The 24,972-nt window shown below is 43.9% G+C and carries 23 protein-coding genes and 1 pseudogene; 15 read left to right on the plus strand and 9 right to left on the minus strand.

The window, feature by feature from the left end; genetic code table 11:
* Positions 1 to 15: 15 nt before the first annotated feature.
* From J5O05_RS20800 to J5O05_RS20815, 5 genes are all read left to right on the plus strand, one after another.
* Positions 16 to 1,278 carry an AMP-binding protein gene (locus J5O05_RS20800; protein ID WP_244370121.1) on the plus strand — a complete coding sequence of 421 codons (1,263 nt, stop codon included), beginning with the start codon at positions 16 to 18 and terminating at the stop codon, positions 1,276 to 1,278.
* Position 1,279: 1 nt separating this feature from the next.
* Positions 1,280 to 1,477, plus strand: coding sequence for a hypothetical protein (locus J5O05_RS22190; protein ID WP_244370122.1), 198 nt, complete (start codon positions 1,280 to 1,282; stop codon positions 1,475 to 1,477).
* An 84-nt stretch (positions 1,478 to 1,561) separates the two neighbouring features.
* Positions 1,562 to 3,769 (plus strand): prodigiosin MBC biosynthesis protein PigJ, encoded by a 2,208-nt coding sequence (gene pigJ / locus J5O05_RS20805; protein WP_208844844.1) that lies wholly within the window; start codon positions 1,562 to 1,564, stop codon positions 3,767 to 3,769.
* The gene (locus J5O05_RS20810; RefSeq protein WP_208844845.1) at positions 3,766 to 4,086 is read left to right on the plus strand and encodes a RedY; all 321 of its coding nucleotides are present in this window, start codon (positions 3,766 to 3,768) and stop codon (positions 4,084 to 4,086) included. Before pigJ ends, J5O05_RS20810 begins: the two co-directional genes overlap by 4 nt.
* 20 nt (positions 4,087 to 4,106) lie before the next feature.
* Positions 4,107 to 5,114 carry a hypothetical protein gene (locus J5O05_RS20815; RefSeq protein ID WP_208844846.1) on the plus strand — a complete coding sequence of 336 codons (1,008 nt, stop codon included), beginning with the start codon at positions 4,107 to 4,109 and terminating at the stop codon, positions 5,112 to 5,114.
* An 85-nt stretch (positions 5,115 to 5,199) separates the two neighbouring features.
* Here J5O05_RS20815 and J5O05_RS20820 read toward each other — a convergent pair whose 3' ends face one another.
* From J5O05_RS20820 to J5O05_RS20835, 4 genes are all read right to left on the minus strand, one after another.
* Positions 5,200 to 5,928 carry a YebC/PmpR family DNA-binding transcriptional regulator gene (locus J5O05_RS20820; protein ID WP_208844847.1) on the minus strand — a complete coding sequence of 243 codons (729 nt, stop codon included), beginning with the start codon at positions 5,926 to 5,928 and terminating at the stop codon, positions 5,200 to 5,202.
* Positions 5,929 to 6,061: 133 nt separating this feature from the next.
* On the minus strand, positions 6,062 to 6,652 hold the full coding sequence (locus tag J5O05_RS20825; RefSeq protein WP_244370123.1) for an HAD family hydrolase: 591 nt from the start codon (positions 6,650 to 6,652) through the stop codon (positions 6,062 to 6,064).
* Positions 6,653 to 6,858: 206 nt separating this feature from the next.
* Positions 6,859 to 7,347 (minus strand): DUF6702 family protein, encoded by a 489-nt coding sequence (locus tag J5O05_RS20830; RefSeq protein WP_208844849.1) that lies wholly within the window; start codon positions 7,345 to 7,347, stop codon positions 6,859 to 6,861.
* Positions 7,347 to 9,791, minus strand: a complete 2,445-nt coding sequence (locus J5O05_RS20835) for a M1 family metallopeptidase (RefSeq protein ID WP_208844850.1) — start codon at positions 9,789 to 9,791, stop codon at positions 7,347 to 7,349. Before J5O05_RS20835 ends, J5O05_RS20830 begins: the two co-directional genes overlap by 1 nt.
* Before the next feature lie 355 nt (positions 9,792 to 10,146).
* On the opposite strand from J5O05_RS20835, the gene J5O05_RS20840 reads away from it, so the two are divergent.
* The 6 genes and pseudogenes from J5O05_RS20840 (at position 10,147) to J5O05_RS20860 (ending at position 16,001) form a co-directional block, all read left to right on the plus strand.
* On the plus strand, positions 10,147 to 10,386 hold the full coding sequence (locus J5O05_RS20840) for a hypothetical protein (RefSeq protein ID WP_208844851.1): 240 nt from the start codon (positions 10,147 to 10,149) through the stop codon (positions 10,384 to 10,386).
* Positions 10,387 to 10,443: 57 nt separating this feature from the next.
* Complete coding sequence (locus J5O05_RS22195; protein WP_244370124.1) at positions 10,444 to 10,995, plus strand: metallophosphoesterase family protein; 552 nt, start codon at positions 10,444 to 10,446, stop codon at positions 10,993 to 10,995.
* The gene (locus J5O05_RS22200; RefSeq protein WP_244370125.1) at positions 10,922 to 11,659 is read left to right on the plus strand and encodes a hypothetical protein; all 738 of its coding nucleotides are present in this window, start codon (positions 10,922 to 10,924) and stop codon (positions 11,657 to 11,659) included. The genes J5O05_RS22195 and J5O05_RS22200 overlap by 74 nt, the downstream gene beginning before the upstream one ends.
* Positions 11,656 to 13,209 carry an AAA family ATPase gene (locus J5O05_RS20850; RefSeq protein WP_208844852.1) on the plus strand — a complete coding sequence of 518 codons (1,554 nt, stop codon included), beginning with the start codon at positions 11,656 to 11,658 and terminating at the stop codon, positions 13,207 to 13,209. The genes J5O05_RS22200 and J5O05_RS20850 overlap by 4 nt, the downstream gene beginning before the upstream one ends.
* Positions 13,210 to 14,818: 1,609 nt before the next feature.
* Positions 14,819 to 15,316: pseudogene (locus J5O05_RS22955) on the plus strand (SbcC/MukB-like Walker B domain-containing protein); the annotation flags it as partial.
* 16 nt (positions 15,317 to 15,332) lie between these two features.
* On the plus strand, positions 15,333 to 16,001 hold the full coding sequence (locus J5O05_RS20860; RefSeq protein ID WP_208844854.1) for a class I SAM-dependent methyltransferase: 669 nt from the start codon (positions 15,333 to 15,335) through the stop codon (positions 15,999 to 16,001).
* On the opposite strand, the gene J5O05_RS20865 is transcribed toward J5O05_RS20860, so the two are convergent.
* Positions 15,943 to 16,353, minus strand: a complete 411-nt coding sequence (locus tag J5O05_RS20865) for a response regulator (RefSeq protein WP_208844855.1) — start codon at positions 16,351 to 16,353, stop codon at positions 15,943 to 15,945. The two genes, J5O05_RS20860 and J5O05_RS20865, sit on opposite strands and share 59 nt — an antisense overlap.
* Positions 16,354 to 16,659: 306 nt before the next feature.
* On the opposite strand from J5O05_RS20865, the gene J5O05_RS20870 reads away from it, so the two are divergent.
* Positions 16,660 to 17,268 (plus strand): MarC family protein, encoded by a 609-nt coding sequence (locus J5O05_RS20870; protein ID WP_208844856.1) that lies wholly within the window; start codon positions 16,660 to 16,662, stop codon positions 17,266 to 17,268.
* A 75-nt stretch (positions 17,269 to 17,343) separates the two neighbouring features.
* On the opposite strand, the gene J5O05_RS20875 is transcribed toward J5O05_RS20870, so the two are convergent.
* Positions 17,344 to 17,862 carry a DUF6942 family protein gene (locus J5O05_RS20875; RefSeq protein WP_208844857.1) on the minus strand — a complete coding sequence of 173 codons (519 nt, stop codon included), beginning with the start codon at positions 17,860 to 17,862 and terminating at the stop codon, positions 17,344 to 17,346.
* A gap of 56 nt (positions 17,863 to 17,918) precedes the next feature.
* Between J5O05_RS20875 and J5O05_RS20880 the strand changes: the two genes are divergently transcribed.
* The 3 genes from J5O05_RS20880 (at position 17,919) to J5O05_RS20890 (ending at position 22,206) form a co-directional block, all read left to right on the plus strand.
* Positions 17,919 to 18,440 carry a lipocalin family protein gene (locus J5O05_RS20880; protein ID WP_208844858.1) on the plus strand — a complete coding sequence of 174 codons (522 nt, stop codon included), beginning with the start codon at positions 17,919 to 17,921 and terminating at the stop codon, positions 18,438 to 18,440.
* A gap of 143 nt (positions 18,441 to 18,583) precedes the next feature.
* Positions 18,584 to 20,473, plus strand: coding sequence for an alkaline phosphatase PhoX (locus J5O05_RS20885; RefSeq protein ID WP_208844859.1), 1,890 nt, complete (start codon positions 18,584 to 18,586; stop codon positions 20,471 to 20,473).
* Positions 20,474 to 20,604: 131 nt separating this feature from the next.
* Positions 20,605 to 22,206 carry a hypothetical protein gene (locus tag J5O05_RS20890; protein ID WP_244370126.1) on the plus strand — a complete coding sequence of 534 codons (1,602 nt, stop codon included), beginning with the start codon at positions 20,605 to 20,607 and terminating at the stop codon, positions 22,204 to 22,206.
* Positions 22,207 to 22,729: 523 nt separating this feature from the next.
* Here the strand turns inward: J5O05_RS20890 and J5O05_RS20895 are convergent.
* Genes J5O05_RS20895 through J5O05_RS20905 form a run of 3 tightly spaced genes read right to left on the minus strand, consistent with a single transcriptional unit; the run spans position 22,730 to position 24,911 of the window.
* Positions 22,730 to 23,050 (minus strand): hypothetical protein, encoded by a 321-nt coding sequence (locus J5O05_RS20895; protein ID WP_208844860.1) that lies wholly within the window; start codon positions 23,048 to 23,050, stop codon positions 22,730 to 22,732.
* Entirely contained in the window at positions 23,047 to 24,615 is a 1,569-nt protein-coding gene (locus tag J5O05_RS20900; protein WP_208844861.1) for a PepSY-associated TM helix domain-containing protein, read from the minus strand. The genes J5O05_RS20895 and J5O05_RS20900 overlap by 4 nt, the downstream gene beginning before the upstream one ends.
* Positions 24,612 to 24,911, minus strand: coding sequence for a hypothetical protein (locus J5O05_RS20905; RefSeq protein WP_208844862.1), 300 nt, complete (start codon positions 24,909 to 24,911; stop codon positions 24,612 to 24,614). Before J5O05_RS20905 ends, J5O05_RS20900 begins: the two co-directional genes overlap by 4 nt.
* Between the last annotated feature and the right edge of the window lie 61 nt (positions 24,912 to 24,972).

A 24,972-nucleotide genomic window follows, 5' to 3' on the forward strand; every position in this document is an offset into this window, starting at 1 on the left:
CAGGAGGCCGAGAGTATGTTTATACAGCGCCTCCTTCAATTTGCAGCGCAGTCGCCAACGGCGACTGCACTCATTTGTGGCGATAGACACTATTCTTATGAACAACTCGCAATGCGCGCTGTTCAAATTCACCGCGCTATCTCAGCGCTAAACCTTGCAGAGTCTCAAGCCGTATTAATTGATTTACCAAAGTCGTTCGATGCGGTTGCGGCAATTTATGCCTCTTGGATGTCAGGTCTTTACTACGTACCACTTGACTACAGTCAGCCTGATGAGCGTAAAACGAAAATTCGAATCGCAGCAAAACCAAGCTTGGTCATTGACGATGTATGGCTGACGTTAAATTGTAGTCAAGAACTCAACTTAGATGAGCAATTTGACCTAAGCGGGTTAGTCGAGTCTAAGCTGGCTTGTGTGCTGTACACGTCAGGTTCTACTGGCACCCCAAAAGGCGTGCAAATAACCCATGCAATGCTGTCATTTTTTGTCGATTGGGCGGTGCAAGACACGCACTTAAGTGCCAGTGATGTGTTGTCGAACCATGCAAGCTTCGCGTTTGACTTAAGTACCTTCGACTTATTTGCCGCCGTGTCTGTCGGGGCAAGTGTCTGGGTTATTCAAGAGCACGAGCAAAAAGACCCCAGTCTTCTCATTGAAGGTATTGCACGCCATCAAGTCTCCGTTTGGTATAGCGTGCCCTCAATGTTGGTCATGCTGGAAAAATCAGGACAATTTAATGTCGATTCATCAAAGACCTTACGTGAAGTTATTTTTGCAGGAGAACCATATCCTGTGGGACTTTTGCAACGTTTGATCCCTTGCCTTACTGAAACCTGTCGTTTGAGCAATTGGTATGGACCGACAGAAACGAACGTGTGCACAGCGTACGAAGTACCTAAAGCGCAACTAGAGACTTTCGCCCATTTACCCATTGGGATGCCTCTACCTGGTCTTAAAGGCTATATCGAGGATGAATATGGTGAGCGCTACCCTGTGTCCACTGAACTGCGTGTTCAAGGTGAACTATTAATTGAAGGACCTTGCGTTACGCCTGGATACCGCAATATCACCTTACCGCGTGTATCGAAACTGCACAAAGAACATGTTCACCCTACTGGAGATTTAGTTGAGCAGACGGAAGAAGGTTTGGTTTATCGTGGTCGAATAGACCAAATGGTTAAAATCAACGGCTATCGCGTTGAACTCGGCGAAATCGAAGCTGCTCTTCATCGTCATGCGGACATTTTACATGCGGCGGTTTACGTTGAGACTCGGTGAAATGCAGCAGAAATTAGTGGCGGTGATAGAACAAGCACCCGACACCGCTAAGTTATCCTTGCTGAGCTTAAAACGCTTTCTATCCGAACATTTACCGCCGTACATGCTTATTCATAAAGTGATTGTGACGTCACAACTCCCTTTGAACGCCAATGGTAAAGTCGAACGTAAGCGCCTTTCGGAGGTTGAGCCTGCATGACAGAACATCATGATTTGCCCTTAGCGGTTATTGCCGTAGGTACGGCGTTTTCGTTTGATTACGGATTAGATGGATTGCCGTTTGATGCTAACTTACCAGCACCACAAGACTACCCATTTAAAGCGGCAGGAGAAACAATTAAAGGGGACTCCTCACTTTGCCGTGAACTTCGATTACAAAAAGTTTTCTATCCCTCCTTTGTTCCGTAAAGCGGTAAGTCGAGAGACAAGACTTGCGCTTTTGGCGGCGGACAATGCGTTGAAAGGTCTTGCTTTAGGTGAATCGTTGCGCGATTTTACGGATCAATATTGTGCAATTCATCTTGGAAGTGATGCGGCGTATCGAAATGCGACCAAAATTACGGCGATTAAACGTTACGCGGAGCAATTACGAGAACAACAGTTGTCAGATGAGGCTATCAAATCACGAATTGATGACTTTAAATTGGAGTTAGCCTCGCAATTTGGTGCGTCATCCCATGATCGTGTTGGTGAAATGGCGTCAAGCATTCCCTCTCGGATTGCGCACTTTGCAAAAACGCGAGGTAAGTGTCAGACCATTGATGCTGCGGACTTAGGAGGCCTTCGATTAGTTGAAATTGCAAAGGATGCGTTGCGACACAGCGATTCAAAAGTTGCTGTACTTACGTCAGTTCAATGTTTCCATCAACCCGCGCAAATCGACCTTTTACACAGCATTGGTGTAAAAACACGATATTGGTTAGAAGGTGCGGTGACGTTGGTGGTATGTACGCTTGAAACCGCTAAACAGAATGATTTTAAAATCATCGCTGAACTCGGCGACGTCACATCCCAAAAAACGTCACACGCACTAGCCCAACAAGCCTACTTTAGTGGCGCAAATCAGGTCTTTTGTTCTCTGCTCAGTATGTTTAGCGAACGTAAAGCAGCGGTGATGGGGCAAAGCGCGCGTGGTATAACGTGGCAGGCTAACGCAGAATCAACGGCCGATGCGATGTCGTATCATCAGCCTGTTTATGTCACTGACGCAGTACCAATTACGGCCCAAGGTTATCAGCAAGCTGACTTTTGGGACACGTTGGCAAACGGTCGTGACACCTTAAAACCACATAGTAAAGCGCAACTGGACCGAACGGCATTTTTCCGTAGTAGTCCACAAAAACTGAGTACCTACATTGAAAATACAATGGGATTTGCGTCTCATGAAGCGATGCAAACAGTACTTGAAAAGCCCATGATGCCAGCGAAACGTCAGCGTTTAGATGTGACTCAGTTGCATTTACTCAATGCGGTGGACCATTTAGCGCTGCCGTCATTAGACACAAAGAAAGTCGCCATTATCGTTGCGACTAATTTATCTTTACAAAGTGACCGACTTCTCGGTGCTAACGCGTTATGGCCGTCATTGCCGAATGTGTCTGTGCAACTGCCGAAATCAAACTTGGCGGACATTGCTCGTTGGAGCTGGCATGGTGCATGCGGAGTCGGCAGTGCTGAGTTACTAGCGGAGAAATTAGGTGTCGAGGCAGATTGTTATGCCGTAGAAGCCGCTTGTGCAAGTTCAATGGCTGCATTTCACAACGCCATTCGCGCGTTGCAATCTGGTCGCTATGATGTCGTGATCACAGGTGGCATTGAGTGCGCTACGCTTGAACGCGATTTAGTGCTTTGTGGCGCTCAAATGATGCTGTCTGCTACACGGATTCGGCCATTCGCTTTGCATGCAGATGGTTTTACCCCTGGGGATGGAGGCGGACTCTTTATTTTTTCTAAAGAGCCAATGTTAAACGAACCAACGTGTCAGGTTATGGCTATTTCAGGATCTTGCGACAGTCGTTCAATGACCGCCCCAGACCCTGAAGGCCAAGCGTTAGCGATGCAAAAAACCATCACACAACGCAATGATATTACGCCAGATGCCATTCAGTACATTGAAACTCATGGCACCGGCACTGATCTCGGCGACAAAGCTGAAGCGATATCTATTGCGCAACACTACCATCGAACGGAGCAGGAGCCTCTAGTCCTTGGTTCAGCAAAATACAATTTTGGCCATTGTTTTGCGGGTGCGGCATCCATTAGCTTAGCAAAAGTTTGGGCTGCGTTTGCGGCCAAGCAGTTACCACCGACGCCAATTCTTGGCGAACTAAATACGGGGCTTGCGCTTGAAGCGATCCCCGCGACCGTACTTCAGCAGAGTGAGCGGTGGCCAATCCATTCAGCAACTCAATCTCGACATGCTGCGATTAATGCTTTCGGTACTGGCGGTATCAACTATCACCTCATTTTGACTTATAAGGAACATTCATGAAAACCATCGTACATAAAATACGCCTAAAAGATGTGTCACAACGACTTGCTTTTCGGGACTGGGTTGAAACGACCGATTATCGGGCATGTGAGTCGTTAGACTCAGTTGTGGCGTTCGATGTCGTTGAAGTATCTGATTCAGCCGATGCACCGTTTCATTTTATTGAAATCATCCGCTTAAGTAGTGTTGAGGCGTTCAATGTAGACATGCAAACACCTTTGTTTCAAAGCCTTGTAAGTCGTTTCTCGGAAATGGCAGACGTAGTTGAAGAAATTGAAGGTGAACGAATTGGATTGGGCTACACCAATTTAAAGTAAATGAGCGTAAGGACACGTTGATGGATGGATTTTACGACGCGCTAGAGCGCGCAATCGAAACGGCAAGGCTTGCTCCTTCTTCACATAACTGCCAGCCATGGCGGGTAGATTACAGTTTACTGTCCCAAGAAGTCAGTATCGGTTTTGATAATCATCGAGTGTTACGCGGACTAGAAAGTTTAGAGCGTGAGATGTTTATCAGTGCCGGCGTATTTACCCATTTTCTCACGGCGTTGTTGGCATACCAAGGCTATCAATTGAATTGGCAATGGCAAAGCGAGTATGGAGATCATCGTGTGTTAGCGACCAGTGGCGTTACTCAATTGAATAGCGGCTCTGATGCAGAAGAATATCAAGCTCTTAGTCAGCGCATCCGTGAACGCCATACCATTCGCAGTCGGTTTAAGACAACAGCAGTTGATATTCATTCGTTGGAAACGATAGTTCAGCACGCGTCTTGCCATTTTTATTCCGCTGACCATGTGGGGACCACCTTAGGTAATTTAACTAAGCAATACGCTGCATTGGATTTTACTAATAAGTCGGCATGGGAAGAAACGTACAATTACATTCGCTTCGATGAGGATGAATTTGCTGAAGATGGATTTTACTTACGTAATCTATTTGGTCCAGTTAGTAAGCCGTTTCGTCTGTTGTTTCGGTATGGGTTTCATCCAACAATGATGCCAATTAACAAGCGTTTAGGGCTTGCAAAAAAAATGGCGGCAGGACTTGGAGAACTGGTTGAAAGTGGACCTTATTACCTGGCGTTAAGTCCAAAAGAAAACTCTCAAGAAGCCCTATTTGAGTGCGGTTATGAATTAGGCGCACTTTGGTTGTATATGCAAAGGCAAGGGATTGGGCTTCATCCAATCAGTGTTTTGGTACAACATGAAACAGCGCGAAAAGCTTTAGCGCAGAGTCTTCAATGCCCTCCTCCAGTTTTCTTTGCTCGACTTGGGCACATTGAACAAAGCGGATTGGACGCACCAAGGCGTAGTGTTGAAAGCATTTTGAACTGTGTTTAGGGTAAAGGTGTAAAGGGGCTTTACAGTCTTTTCATGACAACAAAAAAGGAGCTACTTAGCTCCTTTTTTATCGAGTAGTTATCGCTTAGTCACGGATAACAACCGCGTTATGGTAAACGTTTTGAACGTCATCACAATCTTCAAGCATCGCGATGAACTTATCAAAGTTTGCAATTACTTCTGGATCTGAAATCTCAACACTGGTCTGTGGTAGGAACGTGATTTCATCTACATCAAAGTTCACGCCTTCAAACGCTTCAGTTAACGCAGTCTTTGTTTTGAAGTATTCAGTGTGCGGTGCAAAAACAGAAACTTTACCGTCTTCCACTTCGACATCTGTTACATCAACATCGGCCATCATTAAGGCTTCAAGTACAGCTTCATCGTCATCACCTTCGAAACCTAGAATCGCTAGGTGATCAAACATGTGCGCAACACAGCCTGGGCTGCCGATTTTTGAATCGGTTTTCGTGAATGGCAAACGAACATCTTTAATGGTACGGTTAGGATTGTCCGTAAGACAGTCAACAATAACCATACAGTTACCTGGTCCATATCCTTCGTAACGTGCTGGAGAGTAATCTTCACCTGCACCGCCCGCTGCTTTTTCAATCGCTTTTTCGATTACGTGCGCAGGAACTTGGTCTTTTTTCGCTTTATCAATTAAGCGACGAAGAGAAAGGTTAGTTTCTGGGTCTGGGCCGCCGTTTTTCGCCACAACGTAAATTTCTTTTCCGTATTTTGAGTTTACTTTGGTTTTCACCGCTGCCGTTTTTGCCATGGCATTTTTGCGGACTTCAAATGCTCTGCCCATCTTAAATCTCTATATGCAATTTAGTTTAATTTGACGAGATTTTAACAAGACAAACGGATTTGGGCTATACCCAAAATCAAAGGAAAGGCGACTAATTCAATATTTAGAGGCCGAGTGCCTACCCTAGTGCTTGTTATCCGCCGCAAACAATCTCAATCAGCGTTGAGAAATCTTGTATTACGCAGGTAGCTTGCTGATGATAATGAGGAAGCCCGTTTGGTGCATACAAGCAACTCGCCATACCTGCATTGTGCGTCGCGAGCAAATCATATAGGTAGTCCCCAACATATAGACATTGTTGCGGCTGCAATCCCCAGTCGTTGGCGATAAGAAGGAGGGCTTCTGGATCAGGTTTTGCCGTCGCGTCTTCACGACTCAGAATTATGTCAATCGGCAATTTGCCACTTTGTACTTTGATGTGACTTGCTTGTCTACAATTGCGCGTTACGATAGCGAGCGGCAAGTTGTGCGATTTGAAATGATGTAAGGTGTCCAAAACGCCGTCGATGACTTTGGCTTCTTGCGCGTCTTGAAGTTCAAAAGCGATGATGGCATCAATCGCAAATTGCTGAGTTTCAATACAGGTCATGGCATCAATATAGGCCAAAATATCTTGTTCTGGTGGACAGTTAATCGCTGCACGCATTGCTTGAAAATCGAGGGATGACGACATCAATGTGCCATCGAGATCAAAAATAACGCCTTGATAGACCGTGGATTTCAACAGATGTACTCTCTTCAGTAGCCAAGTGTGTGGATACATACTCGTGTAAGTATTACTGGGATCAAACCAGTGCGTATTTAAATAGTTTAGCGAGAAAATAGCCAGTGTAACACCGCATCGAGGCATAAATTGCGGGGCATGAAAAAACGCGTATCACTTTGATTTTCGTTGCTTTGTAAATACGCGTTGGTTGGGGGAAAAACGGTTTATTTTATAACGACTTCAAGCCAATCATCTTGTCCATCAAAATGCATGCTTCGCACGCTTCCTAATCCTTCTATATTCACTAGATTCATCTGCTCTGCCCAAATATCACGTAGCACATTATTACGCATACGAATGGACGTGACATTGGCCACTAAAGGCGTTTCTTGATACACCCATAAAAATTTACCATCAACCTCAAAGCCGACGTTTTCCAGTTTGAGCGATTTGTGGTTAATTTCTAACTGAATGCGATCAAATGCGTAATCTGCGAAAGAAGCCTGATCGGCTTTGTTTTGCAAAATGTCCGCGTGTTTGCCAATTAGCTCGCCGACAGCGTGTTCGGTATCGTGCAAATAATAGCGGTGCATAAGCTCAATATGACCACTGTTTTTGTTAAACAATACGGTTGTAACAGCAGCTTTTAGTTGATGTGCACTGGCATTAAATGCCGTGCACATCAAAACCGCTAAACTAATGAGGAGTCTCATTAATTATTTTTCTCCAGCGATTTTTTTTGGTTGTCATCTTCTACTGGCTTTAGCTCAGTGGTGATGTTGTGCATCGTATCGCGTTTCAATCGTTCATCCCCTTTCTTGTGCTTATAGCTTTCAAGACGAGATTCAATAATTCGACGTGGGTAGTGATTATTTTCTACATCCACATCCGCCGTTTCCCAGCGAGGGTCGACGGTAATAGATTGCAGTTCACGGTCTTTATCCGTCACAATCAGTTTACTCACCTTATGAGGTGAACGTCGCCAAATTTCCGCCGGTAGCACTCGCTCTTCTTTCGTACCGTCTTGGTATGTAAGCTCAAGCAAAATCGGCATGACTAAACCACCCAAATTGCTGAACTCAAGTACATAGTAGTTCTTTTGTTCAGTAATCGCACGGTCTAGCGCTTTTCTCTCCCAACCTTCTAAGTTGCTTAAGAATTCTTGGTAGTCGTTACGCTCTTTATTTGTAACGGTAAATTGGTCATGTTCGTCGTAGAAATCTTTTACGTCTTGATTGCGCTCAATCCACAGCTTTTTGCCTTCCTCTTGATTACGTTTTACGAATAAAGGCATTGGCTTATCCTGTTCGATGCTTCTCATACGACCATAATCAACATCTGGATTGTGTGTATCAAGAGACAAACGATAGACACGGTCAATCGAGATATCAACGTGGTCAGTGGTGTAGAACCAGCCTCGCCAGAACCAGTCTAAGTCGACGCCAGAGGCTTCTTCCATCGTTCTAAAGAAATCAGCAGGCGTAGGACGCTTATACTTCCAACGTGTTGCGTATTCTTTAAACGCAAAATCAAACAGCTCACGACCTAAGATCACTTCACGGAGAATATTAAGTGCGGCCGCAGGTTTGGTATACGCATTGGGGCCAAGGTGCAGTACACTGTCAGACTGGGTCATAATCGGTACTTGGCTTTCCGATTTCATGTAAGAAACAACATCTCTTGGTTCAACACCCCAAGGAATATTTGGATCCCATTCACGTCCCGCTATACCATCTAAAAAGCTGTTTAGGCCTTCGTCCATCCAAGTCCATTGACGTTCATCGGAGTTAACGACCATCGGGAAATAAATGTGCCCTACTTCGTGAATAACCACACCGAGCAAGAAACGCTTTTCAGCAAGCGAATAGGTGCGAGATCCATCGTCCTGTAATTCTGTGCGAGGGCCGTTAAACGTGATCATTGGGTATTCCATGCCACCGACCGGCCCGTTGACTGACTGAGCTACAGGGTAAGGGTAATCAAATGAAAAGCGAGAATACACTTCCATCGTGTGTACGACAGCTTCTGTTGAATACTTTTTCCAAAGGTCTCCACCTTCTTTAGGGTAAAAACTCATCGCCATAACCAATGGCTGGTCTTTTCCACCTTGATGGTACCCTTTAGCATCCCACATGAATTTACGTGACGAAGCCCAAGCAAAATCGCGTACATTGTCGGCCTTGAAATGCCATGTCTTGGTGTCGCTTGTGCCCTCTTTCTCGTTTTCAAGGGCTTCTTCTTCAGTCACAATAAATACAGGTCGTTTCGCGTTTTCTGCGTCCTTTAGGCGCTTCTGCTGCGTTTTAGACAGTACTTTGTTGGCGTTCGTCAATTCCCCCGTAGCGGACACAATGTGATCAGCAGGAACGGTGATATCGACGTTGTAGTTACCAAACTCCAACGTAAATTCGCCTCGTCCTAGAAACGCTTTGTTTGTCCAAGCTTCATAGTCTGTGTAGGCGGCTAAACGAGGAAACCACTGCGCCAATAGGAAAATGTCATTACCATCTTTTTCAAAATGTTCATAGCCAGAACGAGCGCCAACCGCATCTTCTTCGACGATGTTAAACGCAAAGTCCATCGTGAACTCCGTGCTTTTACCCGGTTTAAGAGGTTCATTAAGATCAACGCGCATTAAGGTATCGACAATGGTAATACGCAGGGGGTTGCCTTTATTGTCTTTAACATTTGCTATTTCGTAACCCAGCTCGTTATCCGACATAAATTGTAAACGACGCAGATTATTAAAGCTTATCTGCGCAGGTTTTGCGTCGGGCATCGGCTTTAGTGCGTTATCAAACGTTGCACTTCGTTCAGCAAGTGAATCCGATTTGAAAATGTTTTGGTCCAATTGCAGCCAAAGGTATTTCAAGGTGTGTGGTGAATTATTCTTATAATCAATTTTTTGCGAACCACTTAGACGTTTCGCTTTCTCATCGAGTGCAACATCAATGTCGTAGTCAACGTGTTGTTGCCAGTATTGTTCTCCAGGTTCACCTGCTGCACTGCGGTACACGTTCGGTGTCGGCAAAATTTCGTCCAACTGACGGAATTTGTCAACGAAGTCCCCTTTGGTTTGTTCAACCGCTGTGGCGGATACCGTACTGCTAAATGCAATAGGTAAACACAGCGAAAGCGCTGAAATAAATTTATTCATATCTTTAGTACTACCCATGACTAAAATGACAGTTGTATGAAGGTGGGAGCGTCGCAAAATGTAAGCGGTGTAGCAACCAATACACGACCAAGTGACAACAGTAAGGGATAATTGAGAGTCCTAAAATCGCATCAATAATCGACCTTGTAACAACCACTATCACAATACTTCTATGGTCAATATTTCGTCAGGTTATAGTCCCTATTTTAAAAATAAATCCATTTAAAGGACATTTACTGTTGTAATTCGAACTATTTTGTCTTTAAAATCTCGCACTTTTTTATTTCCGGGCAAAACTGGCGTTGGTTTTGCTGTGTAATTGATACCCCGTTTAGCAAGAAATGTGGTGAGCAGTATGGATTTCTACATACTAAAAAAGAAAGAAGAGATCATTGCTATCCCTGCGGATGAGCAAAATTGTAAGCAGTACTTAGACGAAGGCTATTTTTATATTGATAAAATAGCAGCGTGTAACGAGCAATCGGCGTTAAAGTCTTTGCAAGGCAGACAAACGAAGGTGTTGAAAACACCAGCAATGCTATTGCTACTGGCGATTCCATTGATCATTTTGGTTTGGATGCAACTGATCCGTTAACCTAAAACAATAATCGGTGTACACTGAGCGTTCTGTTATTTCAAGGAAACGCTCTGAATGAAGGTGTTGCACACGTCAGATTGGCATTTAGGACAACAGTTTTACGACCACAGTCGATTAGAAGAACAGCAAGCGTTTTTAGCTTGGTTAGTTGAAACGCTTGAGGGTGAGCAAATTGATTTGCTCCTAGTGAGTGGTGATGTATTTCATACGGCGACGCCCTCCGCGCAAGCCGAACAGATGCTATATGATTTCATAAAATCAGTAAAAGCGACCTGCCCACAAACACATTTAATTTTTATCGCTGGAAACCACGACTCCCCTGCCCGTATTGAAACGGCAAAACCGTTATTAGAGCGTTTTGATTCGCATGTCATCGGTCGCTTCGACCGAAAAGATCCTTCTCGTGTCGTTGTGTCATTAAAAATCCACTCGGAAAATGTGTTTGTTGTTGCGATGCCATTCCTTCGACCCAGCGACATTAATGCCTCTCAAGATGAACTCTCACGTTACGAAAATGCAGTTCGAATGGCCTATGAACAAGCTTGTGCAACCATCGAGTGTAATGGTTCTCTATACACTTATCTGTATGGGCCATCTTCATGCTAAAGGCGGCGATATTAGCCAAGATTCAGAGCGTAATTTATGTATTGGAGGGTTTGATTCGGTCAGCGCTTCAATTTTTCCTTCTGATGCAAATTACGTTGCTTTAGGGCACCTCCATAAAGCGCAAATGGTCGCTGGCAGCGAAGCTATACGTTATTGTGGCACGCCAATGCCTATGTCTTTTGCGGAAAAAAATTACAAGCATCAAGCGCTTGTGCTGACGTTTTCAAACAGTCAGTTGGAAAGTGTAAAGCCCCTTTACATTCCAAGATACAAAGAATTGATTCAAGTGCCAGCGAAAGGCGCATTGATGATCGATGCGCTTTGCGAAGAATTAAAAGCACTGCAGATTGACGCTGCTTCACCAACCCCTTTTCTACGTTTACGTATGGACGCCAAAGAGACAGATAGTCAATTTCGCGCGAAAATTGATGAAGCAATGAAACATTTAGACGTCCACTTCTGCGGAATTGAACGTGTTTCAACGAGTGAACAAAGCCCTGTGGAAAGCGCCATGTTCGATATTGAACAGGCTAAAGAAGTGACGGTAAGGCAACTTTTGGAGTTTGCTTATCACAGCCAAATCGATAGCGAAGCGGAGATTCCAGAACAGTTGGGAAGCTTACTCGAACAATTGGTCATGGAATTAGACGAGAACGAACAATGAAGTTAACCAGCATTAAAATTCAAAATCTTGCTTCAATAAATGAAGCGTTTATTGATTTTACCGTATCCCCATTGGCTGAAACCGGTTTATTTGCGATTACCGGAGATACAGGGGCTGGTAAAAGCACTCTGCTGGACGCAATTTGTGTCGCGCTCTATGGCAAAACAGCACGTCTTCGAAATGACCAGAAGAATAAGGTGGATTTTAATGGCGATGACATCAAGTTAAATGATCCACGGCATTTGCTGCGTCGAGGCACTACACAAGGTCAAGCCGAGGCTTGTTTTATTGGCAATGACGGCAAACTGTATAGAGCTGTGTGGGAAGTGAAGCGGGCAAGAGGTAAAGTTGATGGACGGTTGCAACCTGCGACACATCAACTTTTTGATGGCGATGATGAGCTACTTGCTGAAAAGAGTCTGGCTCCAGAGTATATTGAGCGTGCGCTTGGTCTGAGTTTTGAACAGTTCACCCGAGCCGTTTTACTTGCACAACATGAATTTTCTGCTTTTTTGAAGGCATCTGCCGATGAGCGGGCACAGCTGCTTGAACGGCTAACAGGGAGTGATAAGTTTAGCCGTATTGGACAGCGTATTTACGAGGTCTATCAACAAAAGAAGCAGGCACTTGAAACTCAGCAAGCAAGACTTGGGGATATACACATTCTACCTGATGAGCAAGTTGAACAGCTTAAGGTAGAGCAAGCCACTCATCAACAACAACTCAATGAGCTTCGTCGCCAAAGTGAGCAAGTGAATCTCGATGTATTGTGGTATGAGCAATTCGAGCGGTTAAATAATAAACTTGCTGAGTACAAGCAAACCATCACAGAAAAAGAGCGTGTTTGGACAGAAAATAGTGCGCTATTTGATAGAGCCAAACAAAGTCTTGCAGCGCAAGAAATAGCAGACAACCGAGCGACCTATAAAAAATTGCTTATGACGCAAGCGGACTTGAAGACGCAGCTCGACGTACTTTCGGCGCAAAACTGGCAGCCTCAGGTCGAATTCCAGCAGGCCGAGGTTGATAAAGCAATAGCCGCACACGAAGCCGCTAAAGGGCAATTGGATTGGGCTAAACCGGTCGCAAGGGAAGCCGCATCGTTAGATGCTCGAAGTACACTACTCAGCGCGCAGCTGAATGAACTCGAAAAACAATTAAACGAACTTTCACAGCAGCAAAGCACTTTGTTGGCGCAACAAGGCGAGGTCGAAAAGCAGCTTCAGCAGAAGTTTGAGCAATCACAGGCTACGTTAGCCGAGTTGGATAATCGAGTCGAGTTGAGTTCGTTAACACCCATGTGGTCTTCAATCGCTCAGGATTTATCAGCACTGGACGAAATACGTAGTCAGGCTACACCACTTACTCACAAATTCGCCCAGATTTCGTTGGAACGGCAACGCATTGATGAAACGCAAGTGTCGATTAAACAACAAACGGATACTTTCTACGTTCAGAAAGAAGCACTGGCTAAACAGTTAGATACGTTGTCGCTAGAGCTTAAGAATCAAGACACGCAGCTGGGGACAATCTCGTTTATCCAGTCTTGACCGGTTGAGTGAAAAGGCGCTGCAATTTGAAGCCTTGTCGACGCATCAATTACAGCAGCAAAGTGAAGAGCGGCAGTTAGGTTTGCAGCTCAGTACTATAGAGCAGCAACTGGCGGATACGGCGTCTCAGGTCAATTTGTCCAATCAACGTGCTGTGATGTCACGAGAAAATCTGCAACAAGTGCAATTCAGAAGTAGCGAACACGTAAGCCATTTGCGTTCGCAGCTTAGACCGGGTCAAGAATGTATGGTGTGTGGTTCTACGCATCACCCATACGGTGTCGAGAATATCGACGACCACTGGCTAAACTTACTTCAAGACTTCCAACTCCAAGTTAAGAAGGCTGAGGGCGCGTTGGAGCAAAGTCAGCAACGTTACCAAGAACAGCTTGCTAAAAAAGAGCAAACAGTCACGAGATTGCAATTACTGTCTCAACAAATCAACCAAACCAAAGATCAACGTGCCGCCTTAGAAATCGAACTGACGCAAAGTGCAGCGGAGCTTGCGTTGGTTTGGCCTCTAAGCTGGACGCAAATTGATGACGAAAAACAGGCATTAACTCGCTTACTGTCACGACATCACGAGCTATTAAATCGTCAGCAAGCGCTTTCTGATGAACTGAAGCGGGTAACGCAATTGCATCAAGAAAAACATGACGCGCTTCAGCAAATAATCAATCAAACGACGGGACTTGCAGCTGAACAAAAAAGTATAGAAGAACAACAGTCTTTACTCGCTGTAAAGTCAGAAAATTTACTTCAAAAGCTCAATGTACATGCCCCAATTCTTACTAAATTTGGCAGTCTTGAGCACTCGCCTTGTGACGTGCTCAAGGCTGGAGATCGAGCTATCAACGATCTCGCGGCATTGCAGCAAACGTACGCAACATTGCAGCATGATCAAATGCTGCTCAAGCAGCAGCAAAAAACCTTGCAGGAATCCGTGGAGCAGAACAAGGCTACATGTCAGCGTTTAGAAGTCGAATGCCAAGCAATAATCAAAGAAAAAGACGCGGTAATTACGGCTCGAAACCAATTAATTGCAGCCACGACTAGCACGCAGGAATGGCTTGAATCTTATGAAAAAAAATGGCTTTTAGCGCAAGAGCATGGGCAATCAGCCACTAATGAATTGCAGAAACGGATAAAACAACGCGACGAACACGTCATGACGTTGAAACACCTTGATGTATCGCTTGCAAAAAATACAGAAGAGTTAGAAGCAAATCGTGTTCGTTTTACGACTTGGCTCGAAGGATTTGTCTTGCAATATCGCATTGACGAAGCTGCGCTGGATGCGTTGTTGGCTATGCCAAAGGAGCAACGAGAGGCGCTTCTTGAGCAGTCAGAGCATTTGAAAGATGTGCTTTCACAAACCAAAGCCAGTGTTATCGAGCTTTCTAAGCAGATTGAAGAGCACATGCTTACGCAACCAGAACCAAGTAAAGCAATGCTTCTTGAACTCAAACCCACGCTTTTAGAAAGACTGGATGTCGTGCAAAGTAAACTGGTTGAGCTATCCACACAGTTAGCGACTCAAGCCCAAAATGTTGCGCTGTTGGCAGATAATAAAGAAAAACTGAATGTGTATCTGCAAGAGCATGAACATTGGCAGCTACTGAACCGATTACTAGGCGACGCAACGGGCAAGAAGCTGAGAAATCTCGCCCAAGTACAGTCGCTTAAATTGCTATTAATGTATGCAAATCAACATTTAGTTAGCCTTTCAAAGCGTTATCGGATCACCTCAATTGGCCAAACGTTGGACATTGCGATTATTGATAAAGACATGGCTGACGAACAACGCTCAATCAGTACGCTTTCGGGCGGTGAATCTTTCTTAGTGTCGCTGGCTTTGGCGTTAGGATTGGCATCATTGTCGTCGAATCAAGTATCTATTGGTTCATTATTCATTGATGAAGGGTTTGGTACGTTGGACCCTGAAACCTTGAGTGTCGCATTAGACGCCCTTGACGCGCTGCAAGCACAAGGTCGTAAAGTGGGGGTTATTTCCCACGTAAGTCAAATGAGCGAGCGCATTGGTACACAAATAAAAGTCACAAAAGGCGCTGGAGGCCAGTCTCGCGTTGAAGTAGTACAACCGTAATTGAAAGGAGTTAATTATGCCGACGTTTAAAGGCGATGAAGCGACTAACTACGATAGCCGAATTCAACGGCTGATACCAGGCTATGAACTGCTGCATGATTTAACTTTGGCTCAGTTGCATACACTTTTCCCTGAAAGTGCACGCATTCTGGTTGTAGGCGCAGGAACGGGGTTCGAAGTTGTAAGGCTTGCCATGCATAACCCGAAGTGGCAACTGGTCGCTCAGGATGTCTCTGAGGATATGTTAGAGATAGCAAAATCTCGTTGTCTGGAAGCTGGAATTCAGGACCGGGTTTCTTTCCTCGCCGAACCTTTGGCGCATGGCAAAAAGGAGTATGACGCGGTTGTGTGCTTATTGGTGTTACATTTCTTGCCAGACGACGGAGAAAAATCACACTTGCTAAGAGCGATACAGAGTCATTTGCAAGTTGGGAAACCAATTTTTCTTGCGGATTTGATGAAGCCACACACGCCTTTTGAACGAGAAGCACAACTCTTCGCATGCGAAAACTTAGGACTAACAAGCATTGGCGTTGAGCGAATGCGACATAATTTGACTCATGAGTTTTTTCCGCTCGATAGAATGCGGTTGGCCGACTTATTGGATGAGTGTGGATTTGACAGTGCTAAGCCTTACTTTCAAGCACTTGGCTTTGTTGCTGTGACGAGTTTTGCTTTGCCATAATGTATTTAAGTTGTTTTTCTAACGTCGTTAGGCAAAATGGTTTTACAATAAAGCCATCAATGCGCTCTTTAATAAGCTCATGAATTTTCTCTTTATTGTCTTCGCATGTAACGATCATAACGGGAATTGACTTGAGCTTGTTGTCGTTGTGCATGGTCGAAACCAAGTCTTTACCGCTCATTTTTGGCATGTGCAAATCGGAAATCACAAGGTCAAAATGACGTGATTGCAGCAGCTCTAACGCTTGTTTGCCATCAGTAGCCTCAACAATATCTGAATACTCGAGTTTCCTGAGCATGTTGATTAGCACATGACGCATGAGTGGCATGTCATCAACAACTAAAATCCTCATATCGTTCTCAACCCTCTTTCCCTTCTCGTTTAAAGTTAGTGCAAGGACTAAGAATTGTCAGTGTTTTAGGCATTTATTTGTGTGAAATTGAGGATCTATCAGAGAATATCTTGCCTAATACCACGACACTGAATTCGGCGAACAAGCTGGTAAATTAAGGTCTGGGTCAGCATAGTACCGTTATCGTTGCGCCTTTTTACTTTAAAAGCAGCCAGATAAATGTCGTTTTTGGTTTTAAGTAAGCAATACGAATATTTGTCACGGCATCGAAGTAAGTCTATCGTGGAGTGAATATTAGGAGGTCGAATGATTGATTTTGTCGCAGTTTTTATATTCTTTTTTGCAGTAATAGACCCTGTCGGAACCGTGCCCGTGTTTTTAGCCGTGACCAATGGTTTTGATGCGAAAGCAAAGCGAAAAATAGCGTTGCAAGCAGCTTTTGTCGCCGCTTTGGTACTGGTGTTTTTCGTCGCGGTCGGTGAGATAATCTTAACCGCATTGAACATTCCATTGTTAGCTTTTCAGATTGCAGGTGGCATCGTTTTGTTTGTTTTTGCTATGTCGATGATTTTTGGCGAAAGTAAGCCAGATGAAGAACTGCGGTTGATTGGCAAAGAAAGTGAAACAGCGATTTTCCCGCTTGCAGTACCTTCACTGGCAAGCCCCGGCGCTATGTTAGCCGCCGTTTTATTGACTGAAAATCACCGTTACAATCTGTGGGAACAAGCCCAAACCACGTTGGTGATGTTGAGCGTCGTCATTATAGCGATGATACTGATGTTGGCAGCGAGTTGGATCCATCGATTCATTGGTAACGGCGGAGCGAGTGTGATCAGCCGTGTAATGGGATTGATTTTGGCGTCAGTTGCGGTATCAAATGTTTTAGCTGGTATCAAAGAATATTTCGCACTCTAAACGCAGCATCCTACCAAATAAGCGATGTTAGTTTTAACACATCGCTTTTTAACCTCTCCACCACGTTCATTCTGATTAATATAGCGTTCTTATCAACTCACAAAGTCGTTCAATTTTAATGTTGCTCAATTGACGGTAGTCGAAAAACGGGCAGACGATGACGCGGTGTTCCGTGTCAATGGCGAATTCGTCATCAAGCCATATTAACGTAAGCGAAACTAATTGTTGCTCGAGCAACTTTTTAGCATAGGCGCGCCCTGCAATAAGGTGAATTGTCGGTTCTTCATTGAGAACAGGAGGGCTGAATAAATAAGCTTCTTTGCCTGTTGCTTGCAGCAGGTGCTGATCTCGATATGATTGCCATGGTTTAAGTTGATGTTGTGTGTAGGCTGGATGATTTAACGCGTTGAGGAGCTTAGCAAACACGTTAAATTGCTTGCGCCAACCATTTCCCGCTTCTTGGCCAATCCACTGTATTTCCCCTGGTTCTAAAGCCCGATGGATGCCGAAATCAATATACCCTGCTATTTTAGGTTTGTGCTCGACGTAAACAGCGATTTTTGGATGTTCTATACCAAATCCAATTCGATCCATTGTTTTTGTATGTTCGTAAATATGCGAATGACTAATAGTAACAAGGACCAGCAAAGATGAAAAATAGGATGATGGCGTTAAGCTTAACTTTGTTGACTGCATGTACGTCTATACCCGAAGGCATTGAACCTATCAGTGGCTTTGAGTTAAACCGCTATATGGGGAAATGGTATGAAATTGCGCGAATAGATAACGAATTCGAAGTAGGTTTGGACAACGTCACGGCAGAATATTCGTTAAGACAAGATGGTTCAGTCGAAGTCATCAACCGAGGTTTAGATGTTGACAATGAACAGTTGAAACAGGCCTTCGGCGTAGCGAAGTTTGTGGGTGATCCCAATCTAGCGCATTTAAAAGTATCCTTTTTTGGCCCCTTCTACGCCAGCTATATCGTGTTTGGACTAGACAAGGCAGATTATCAATACGCTTATGTTAGTGGTTATAACAAAGACTATCTGTGGCTATTGTCGCGAACCCCAACTCTAAATAAAAGCCAAATTGATCATTTTAAAAAGCAAGCAGAGCGCTTTGGCTTTGATGTGTCTAAACTGGTTTTTCCTTCTCACACAAAATTGTAAAGGGGGTTTACAGTCATAAATATGCCCCTAAATTGACTTTTATTTAAACTAAAACCTTAATTTCGTTGTAAGTTTTCTGTCATTAAAGATAGCCAGACTATTCCGCGCTTTAGAATAATTACATTACCTAATTGGAGACTCTCATGAAGCGTGTAGCACTATCTTTATTGGCATCGGCAATTGCCTTGTCACTTTCTGGCTGTAACGGCGACGACGGCGCACAAGGTCTACAAGGACCACAAGGCGAGCAAGGCGTTGCTGGTCAAAATGGTGTTGATGGCACCAATGGTTCGAACGGAACGAATGGCTCAAATGGAACGAATGGGTCAGACGGTACAGATGGTAAAGATGGTGCAAATGGAGCAGGTTTAGTTCGTATCGCTACAGTTCCTGCTGGCGCGGAAGTAACGGGATTATTTCTGACCGAAGGTGGTGATTTATTCTTCAACGTACAACATCCTTCAGATACAAATGCGGCAACAGAAAATTATAATAATCGCACCTATAATACAGGCACTGTTGGTGTGCTAACTGGTGTTAATTTCAATGAACTGCCACGCAACATCATTAATTCACCTGTTCCTTCGTCTGATACGGAAAAACAAATTGTGATGAGTGCAGTTGGCCAATATCAAATTCTTGGTCAAACAGGTGATACGTTCGCCTCTCTTGGAGCAAAAGGTCTAGCAGGTGGTTTAGGTGTTCATTACGGTATTAACACCAAAACAGAAATTATTAAAAACGACAACCCAGACTTCAATGGATTCATTTCAACAGGAGCAAATTCGGGCTTTTTATATACTAACTGGGAATCGTATCCAGGTGGTATGAGCCGTTTAAAAATGAGCAAAAATGAGTTCGGTAAATGGTCTATTGAAGAAGCAATGATGGTGAACTTTGATTTGGTTCACGGAACTGCTGCGAACTGTTTTGGTTCAGTGTCACCTTGGGGTACTCCTTTAACGTCTGAAGAGTGGATCGTTGATTCAGCGGTTGATACAACGACAAACCCAAATTGGAACAACCCAGACGACCACGCGACAGATACGATTGAAGCGCTAACAGCGCCAGCCTTCCCTAACCCATATCGTTATGGTTATATCGCGGAAGTGCAAAATCCAACAACAGACACACCTGACGTGGTTAAGCATTTCACAATTGGTCGCTATGAACATGAAAACTCAATCGTTATGCCAGACCGTCGCACGGTATATTCATCACAAGATGACACAGGTGGTGTGCTCTTTAAGTTTATTGCAGACCAACCAGAAGACCTAAGTTCAGGTACTTTATATGCTGCAAAACTGACTCAAGATGCAGGTTTAACTGACCCTGCTGTCACTGGTTTTGATATTCAATGGGTTGAACTGGCGTCAGGCGCTAATGCAACAATTGAATCGTGGATTGCACAATATGATGACATCAATACTTCAGATTATGTTGATGGTAAAACAAGCTATATCTCAATGGCGGATGTGCAAGCTTGGGTCGATGGTAAAGCGACTTATCCAACAGAAGCTGAAGGCGGCAGCCCTATCACGGCTGGTAAGCCGATGGATAACCGTGTTGCTTTCCTTGAATCTCGTCAGGCAGCTCGATTAAAAGGTGCAACGGCAGAATGGCGCAAGCTAGAAGGCCTTTCTATCAACCAAGACCGTGTAATCGAAGCTGTAACAGGCCAAGACCGCGTACCAGGTGAAATCGTTGAAAAAGCATATATGTACATCGGCATTTCAGACATTGATAACACAATGATCGATGGTCAAGGCGATATGCAGCTTTCTGCTCGAGTGAAAGACTGTGGCGGTGTATACCGTGCGCACATTGACAATAATTATAACTTAACGCGCATCGAGCCTGTTGTGATGGGTGGAACTTACCGTTCTAGCTTAAGTGGTGCAGAACGTTGTGACGTAAATCAACTCTCTCAACCTGATAATGTCATCGTAATGAAAGATGGACGCATTATCATTGGTGAAGATGGTTTCCAAGGTAACAACACACTTTGGTTGTACGATCCAAAAGCAAAATAAGCTTGTTTTAGGAATGCGGTACGGATGTGCCGCATTTTTTTAGCCAAAAAATGGAGTCATAAAAGTGCAATCCCTACGTCTTATTCCTCTCGCACTGTTCGCTATTTTGACTGGTTGTACCGAGCCTGTTGTTGAGTCTCGCCTCTGCCCAGTCTTTAAATCTAGATGAGCATTCCCCTCAATTTACTGCAAAAGCTTATATTGAACATAATGAGGTTTATAATGCGGAATCTGTTATTCCGCCGCAGTGTTACACCAAAACAGAGGGTGTCCATAATCCTTGTTATGCTTGCCACCAAACGTATTCGAAAGATACCGAGCGTCCAAATCAAATGCGAGATGGTGATCTTCAAGGCACTTACGAATTTTCTGATTTAGGTATAAAAAACCACTGGCGGAATCTTTTTATTGATCGCACAGAGTTGATTTCCTCCATAACAGATCAAGATATTACTAACTGGGTTAATACCGACAATTACACGCCATTCATCCAAAAACTAAAATCAAATTCAGATTGGCACGGTGAAATTACTCCTATTGAGAATTTGGCCTACCCTACTCTTGCCTTCAATACGGACGGTTTTGCTAAAGATGGCTCAGGCTGGGTTGCGTTTAACTACAAGCCATTTCCAAGTACCTTTTGGCCAACGAATGGTTCAACAGGGGATGTGATGATCCGCCTGCCGATGGATTTTCAAACACGTGGTGGCGTGTACAAAAAAGAAGTGTATCTGGCCAACCTAAGCTTGGTTGAGCTGACTTTGAAAGGTTTACCACGTATTTCCACCCCTGAAATTGATGAAAATGAAGTGGGCGTAGATTTAAATCAAGATGGTTCATTAACGCGTGTTACTGAGATTTTGGCGACTGACCATTACGTCGGCGATACGAAAGCGGCATTAGCTTACCAATTGTATCCGGAAGGGACAGAGTTTTTGCATACCGTGCGTTATATTGGTGTGGATGAGCACGGTAATATCTTCAATGCACCTCGCATGAAAGAAGTGCGCTACATGAAAAAACACGCCTTTAAATCTAAACAGCACCTTGCCTCTTCGTATTACCGAGAAGCAAAAGAAAAAGCCTTTGAGAATTTACCTCAAACACTGTACCTCGGAGACAAAGGGATAAACAACACCTTTGGCTGGACCATTAATGGTTACATCGAAGATGAAAAAGGTGAGTTAAGACAACAACATGAACAAGAACTTGCCTTTTGTAACGGATGTCACAAAACCATAGGTTCTACGTATGACCAAACATTCTCTTTTGCACGGAAAGTGACGGGCAAAAAAGGATGGGGATACATCAATCTGAAATCGATGAGCGATGTGCCTAATAAAGGACAAACACAAGGTGAGTTTTTAACCTATATGCAGCGAGTTGGTGGTGGCGATGAGTTTCGTCAAAACCAAGAAATGTTAGCTCGATGGTTTAAGCCAGATGGAAAGCTGGACGCAGATAAAGTAAGGCGTAGTCAGTCGCTTTACGAGTTGATCACGCCCTCTCCTGCTCGCGCACAATCGCTCAATAAGGCTTATTTGACTATCGTTAAAGAACAAAGCTATTTATTCGGACGTGATGCAACACTTGTGAAAGCGCACAATGTTTTGACAGAAGTGGATGAAACTCAACAACCTTTAGAACCTGAACATCGCTATGTTTGGGATTTGCAGTTAGATTGGAACGCAGATCAAAATATTACTAACTCAAATGTAAAAATGAGCAAGTAATAACTCAGATCATGATTTTACTAACTGAGCGTTTTTGACTAGTTAGTAAAATCATGTTTTCACGTTAAATCAGTCGATTAAAACCAAAGATCCTATTTTTACCAACTGACACCTAACTTTCTCCCGCTTCACAATGCTGCGTTAAGATCACTTTTTTGAATTAGGATAAGTTGTCGAAAATTGGCTGCAACTTACTTAAATACTGCTGAATTGGGTACATATCGTGTCCTATTCGCCACTGAAAAGGAAAATAACGTAAGGAATTCCCTGCTGTTTCTCGGATCAGTAATTTACTAACTTAATCGTCTTGTTGAGCCTAGTTTGGTGCTAGAGATCAGATTTTTACTAACAAATGAGACATAGAATTCAGCTCAGTCAGTAAAGATCAGTTTTTTACTACGTATAATTTGGTTTTGTGGTTTCTAAAGGTCAGTAAGTGAGCTTTTCGGTAAGGATTACGAGAGTTACTTAGTAAAATTATGATCTGGGCACGTTCTCGGGTAAATCGTGCCCAGCTGCAGACCTAAATAGAAGTAATCAAATAGAGTAATGGTATAGATAAGACGATACTAAAATAACGCAGGGGAGCCTTTTTTGAGTACTGCACACTAACAACAGTCACGAGCAGAAGCGGAACACTCCATCCAATGAAACTGAGCGCACCGTAAGCAGCCTCGTGGTAGACAAAAAGTGAAGCACTTAGTAAAAAAGTGATCCATGCACCGAACAACACTATTCGTTCTCGCGCACTTGAGAATCCCGAGCCAAACACTGACTTGGCAATGGCTGGCTTAGTCAAAGCAAAGAGAGCACAGCTCACGCTGAGCATGAACACTTCTGTCATCGCTGAATTACCTTTGGTTGTGGTGAAAACGCGGCAGAATGCTTTCTGTGCAATTTAGCCGCAACGAATCCAAACGCCAAAGCAACACTTAGAAAAACAAGATCAAACGCCCATGCTAGGGTATTACCTTCGATAAATGCTGTGTAAGTCGGGTATTTTATGGCAATAGCACTGCATATTGGCAGAGCAGCCCAGGCAAAAACGTTTAGCTTCGCAAAATAAGCCCATTGCTGCTTGTCTCTGCGTATTGCAGAAACTAGTAAACTCAGGCCCAAAATGGTGAAGAAGATGGCGATTTCTACATTCGCGCGTTGCGCAATCTGCGCGCTTAAAAGGCGGTTAGCATAGAAAAATCCTGCGGTTGCCAAAGGTAGGCCCATGATCATAGTTAGGTTTAGCGTATCCACTAGTTGAACGCCAAAATGCGGCTTTTTATGTTTAGCTTTGATACGAAGCGACCACATCAATGCGCCAGTCACCAGCATTGCGAGTCCAAGCATACCACCCAAGAAGTACAACCACCGTAGTGGCAAGTTAGCGAGCCGTCCTGTATGCAACGCGGTCATGCTGTCGTAAAAGGTTTCGCTTGTGCTTAATGATTCATTGCCCCTCGCGATAATCTGACCGTTGTGTGCATCTAGCAAAAGTGTAGGGCGCTCGTCTTGCACGGTATTTTGTGTATTGGCATAGACTTTCACCGTGGCATGTTGGTCAAATGGGTGATCAACTATCACTCTCGCAATTCGAACATTCAGCCAGTTAGTATAAACCTGATCTAACCATACTTGAGGTGGTGCAATTGGTACTATGTTTCCTGTGCTTTTTGTTGAAACCCGTGTTGGGTTCTGTGCTTCAAAGAATGCTTTCATATTCCCATCGAACTGTGTGAGTGCAGGGTAGGGGAACAACATAAAAATAAGGGTTATTAAGCCTGTATAGGTGATCATTAAATGGAACGGTAGGGCGATGACTGAACTGAGGTTATGGCTATCAAGCCAAGTTCTCAGCCCTTTGCCATTTCGAAAGGTAAATAAGTCTTTGAAAATACGCTTATGGATGATAATGCCGGATATTAGGGCTATTAGCATGAATAAGCTTGCAAAGCACACAATCCAACGTGCAGTAATTGGACTCATGTAATGTAAATCGAAATGTAGGCGATAGAAGAAACTACCTCCCTTCGTCTCAATAAACTCAATTTCCTTATTCGCATCGTTTGCAGAATAATAGTGGCTAGTGAACGGAGTGCGCTTCCCTTGTTGTGGTGCATCTCTATACGCGACCTCAAAATAGGGTTTTCTGTCAGTCGCAGGGGTAATATACCAGCTACTTGCGTTTGGTGCCTTTTGCTTAAGGACTTCAATTCCATGTTCTATTTGAGCTTCTTGGCTTAATAAAATGGAATGTGGAACGTTTTTTAGTGCATTAGGTTGAGACCAAAGAGTGATTTCTTCTTTGAAAAAGCTTAACGTGCCTGCAAAAAAGACCGTGATAAGCAGCCAAATAGTTAATAAGCCGACCCAAGTGTGTAGCCAGCCCATGGTTCTAAAAAATGACTCTTTCATAGCCAGCCTTTAATGAGTGAGAGGAAAGTAATTTGTACTCCCCCTAAGACGAGAAACAACACGGCTGCTTTTTTAATGGATGATATAGCAAATGCTGCAATGAAAAAAATGGCATAGATAGCGATACTGATGGTTGTTGACACAAGAACGGCATCTACTTGCGATAACGGGAACACAATAGTCAAAGCGCTAATTGTAATCGCTGTAAGGACATAACCACCAAGAATTGCCAAAATAAATCGTGTAACCACCTGAATTGAATAATGGTATTGTTTTAACACGGAGAAATACCGCATCGTATGCTTATTCCTTTTACGATTGGTTATTAACTAAAATAGCATTATCTCTTAAATACAA

The sequence above is a fragment of the Pseudoalteromonas xiamenensis genome (genome assembly GCF_017638925.1).
In the GTDB taxonomy this organism is placed as follows: domain Bacteria; phylum Pseudomonadota; class Gammaproteobacteria; order Enterobacterales; family Alteromonadaceae; genus Pseudoalteromonas; species Pseudoalteromonas xiamenensis.

Bases quoted from the DNA above. Each gene is read 5' to 3' on its own strand.
- J5O05_RS20875 (WP_208844857.1), bottom strand. From the start codon at position 17,862: ATGGATCGAATTGGATTTGGTATAGAACATCCAAAAATCGCTGTTTAC.
- J5O05_RS20830 (WP_208844849.1), bottom strand. From the start codon at position 7,347: ATGAGACTCCTCATTAGTTTAGCGGTTTTGATGTGCACGGCATTTAAT.
- J5O05_RS22190 (WP_244370122.1), top strand. From the start codon at position 1,280: ATGCAGCAGAAATTAGTGGCGGTGATAGAACAAGCACCCGACACCGCT.
- J5O05_RS20905 (WP_208844862.1), bottom strand. From the start codon at position 24,911: ATGCGGTATTTCTCCGTGTTAAAACAATACCATTATTCAATTCAGGTG.
- J5O05_RS20815 (WP_208844846.1), top strand. From the start codon at position 4,107: ATGGATGGATTTTACGACGCGCTAGAGCGCGCAATCGAAACGGCAAGG.
- J5O05_RS20885 (WP_208844859.1), top strand. From the start codon at position 18,584: ATGAAGCGTGTAGCACTATCTTTATTGGCATCGGCAATTGCCTTGTCA.
- J5O05_RS20860 (WP_208844854.1), top strand. From the start codon at position 15,333: ATGCCGACGTTTAAAGGCGATGAAGCGACTAACTACGATAGCCGAATT.
- J5O05_RS20870 (WP_208844856.1), top strand. From the start codon at position 16,660: ATGATTGATTTTGTCGCAGTTTTTATATTCTTTTTTGCAGTAATAGAC.
- J5O05_RS20900 (WP_208844861.1), bottom strand. From the start codon at position 24,615: ATGAAAGAGTCATTTTTTAGAACCATGGGCTGGCTACACACTTGGGTC.
- pigJ (WP_208844844.1), top strand. From the start codon at position 1,562: ATGCTAACTTACCAGCACCACAAGACTACCCATTTAAAGCGGCAGGAG.
- J5O05_RS20820 (WP_208844847.1), bottom strand. From the start codon at position 5,928: ATGGGCAGAGCATTTGAAGTCCGCAAAAATGCCATGGCAAAAACGGCA.
- J5O05_RS20800 (WP_244370121.1), top strand. From the start codon at position 16: ATGTTTATACAGCGCCTCCTTCAATTTGCAGCGCAGTCGCCAACGGCG.
- J5O05_RS20850 (WP_208844852.1), top strand. From the start codon at position 11,656: ATGAAGTTAACCAGCATTAAAATTCAAAATCTTGCTTCAATAAATGAA.
- J5O05_RS20840 (WP_208844851.1), top strand. From the start codon at position 10,147: ATGGATTTCTACATACTAAAAAAGAAAGAAGAGATCATTGCTATCCCT.
- J5O05_RS20810 (WP_208844845.1), top strand. From the start codon at position 3,766: ATGAAAACCATCGTACATAAAATACGCCTAAAAGATGTGTCACAACGA.
- J5O05_RS22200 (WP_244370125.1), top strand. From the start codon at position 10,922: ATGAACAAGCTTGTGCAACCATCGAGTGTAATGGTTCTCTATACACTT.
- J5O05_RS20865 (WP_208844855.1), bottom strand. From the start codon at position 16,353: ATGAGGATTTTAGTTGTTGATGACATGCCACTCATGCGTCATGTGCTA.
- J5O05_RS20895 (WP_208844860.1), bottom strand. From the start codon at position 23,050: ATGACAGAAGTGTTCATGCTCAGCGTGAGCTGTGCTCTCTTTGCTTTG.
- J5O05_RS20880 (WP_208844858.1), top strand. From the start codon at position 17,919: ATGAAAAATAGGATGATGGCGTTAAGCTTAACTTTGTTGACTGCATGT.
- J5O05_RS22195 (WP_244370124.1), top strand. From the start codon at position 10,444: ATGAAGGTGTTGCACACGTCAGATTGGCATTTAGGACAACAGTTTTAC.
- J5O05_RS20835 (WP_208844850.1), bottom strand. From the start codon at position 9,791: ATGAATAAATTTATTTCAGCGCTTTCGCTGTGTTTACCTATTGCATTT.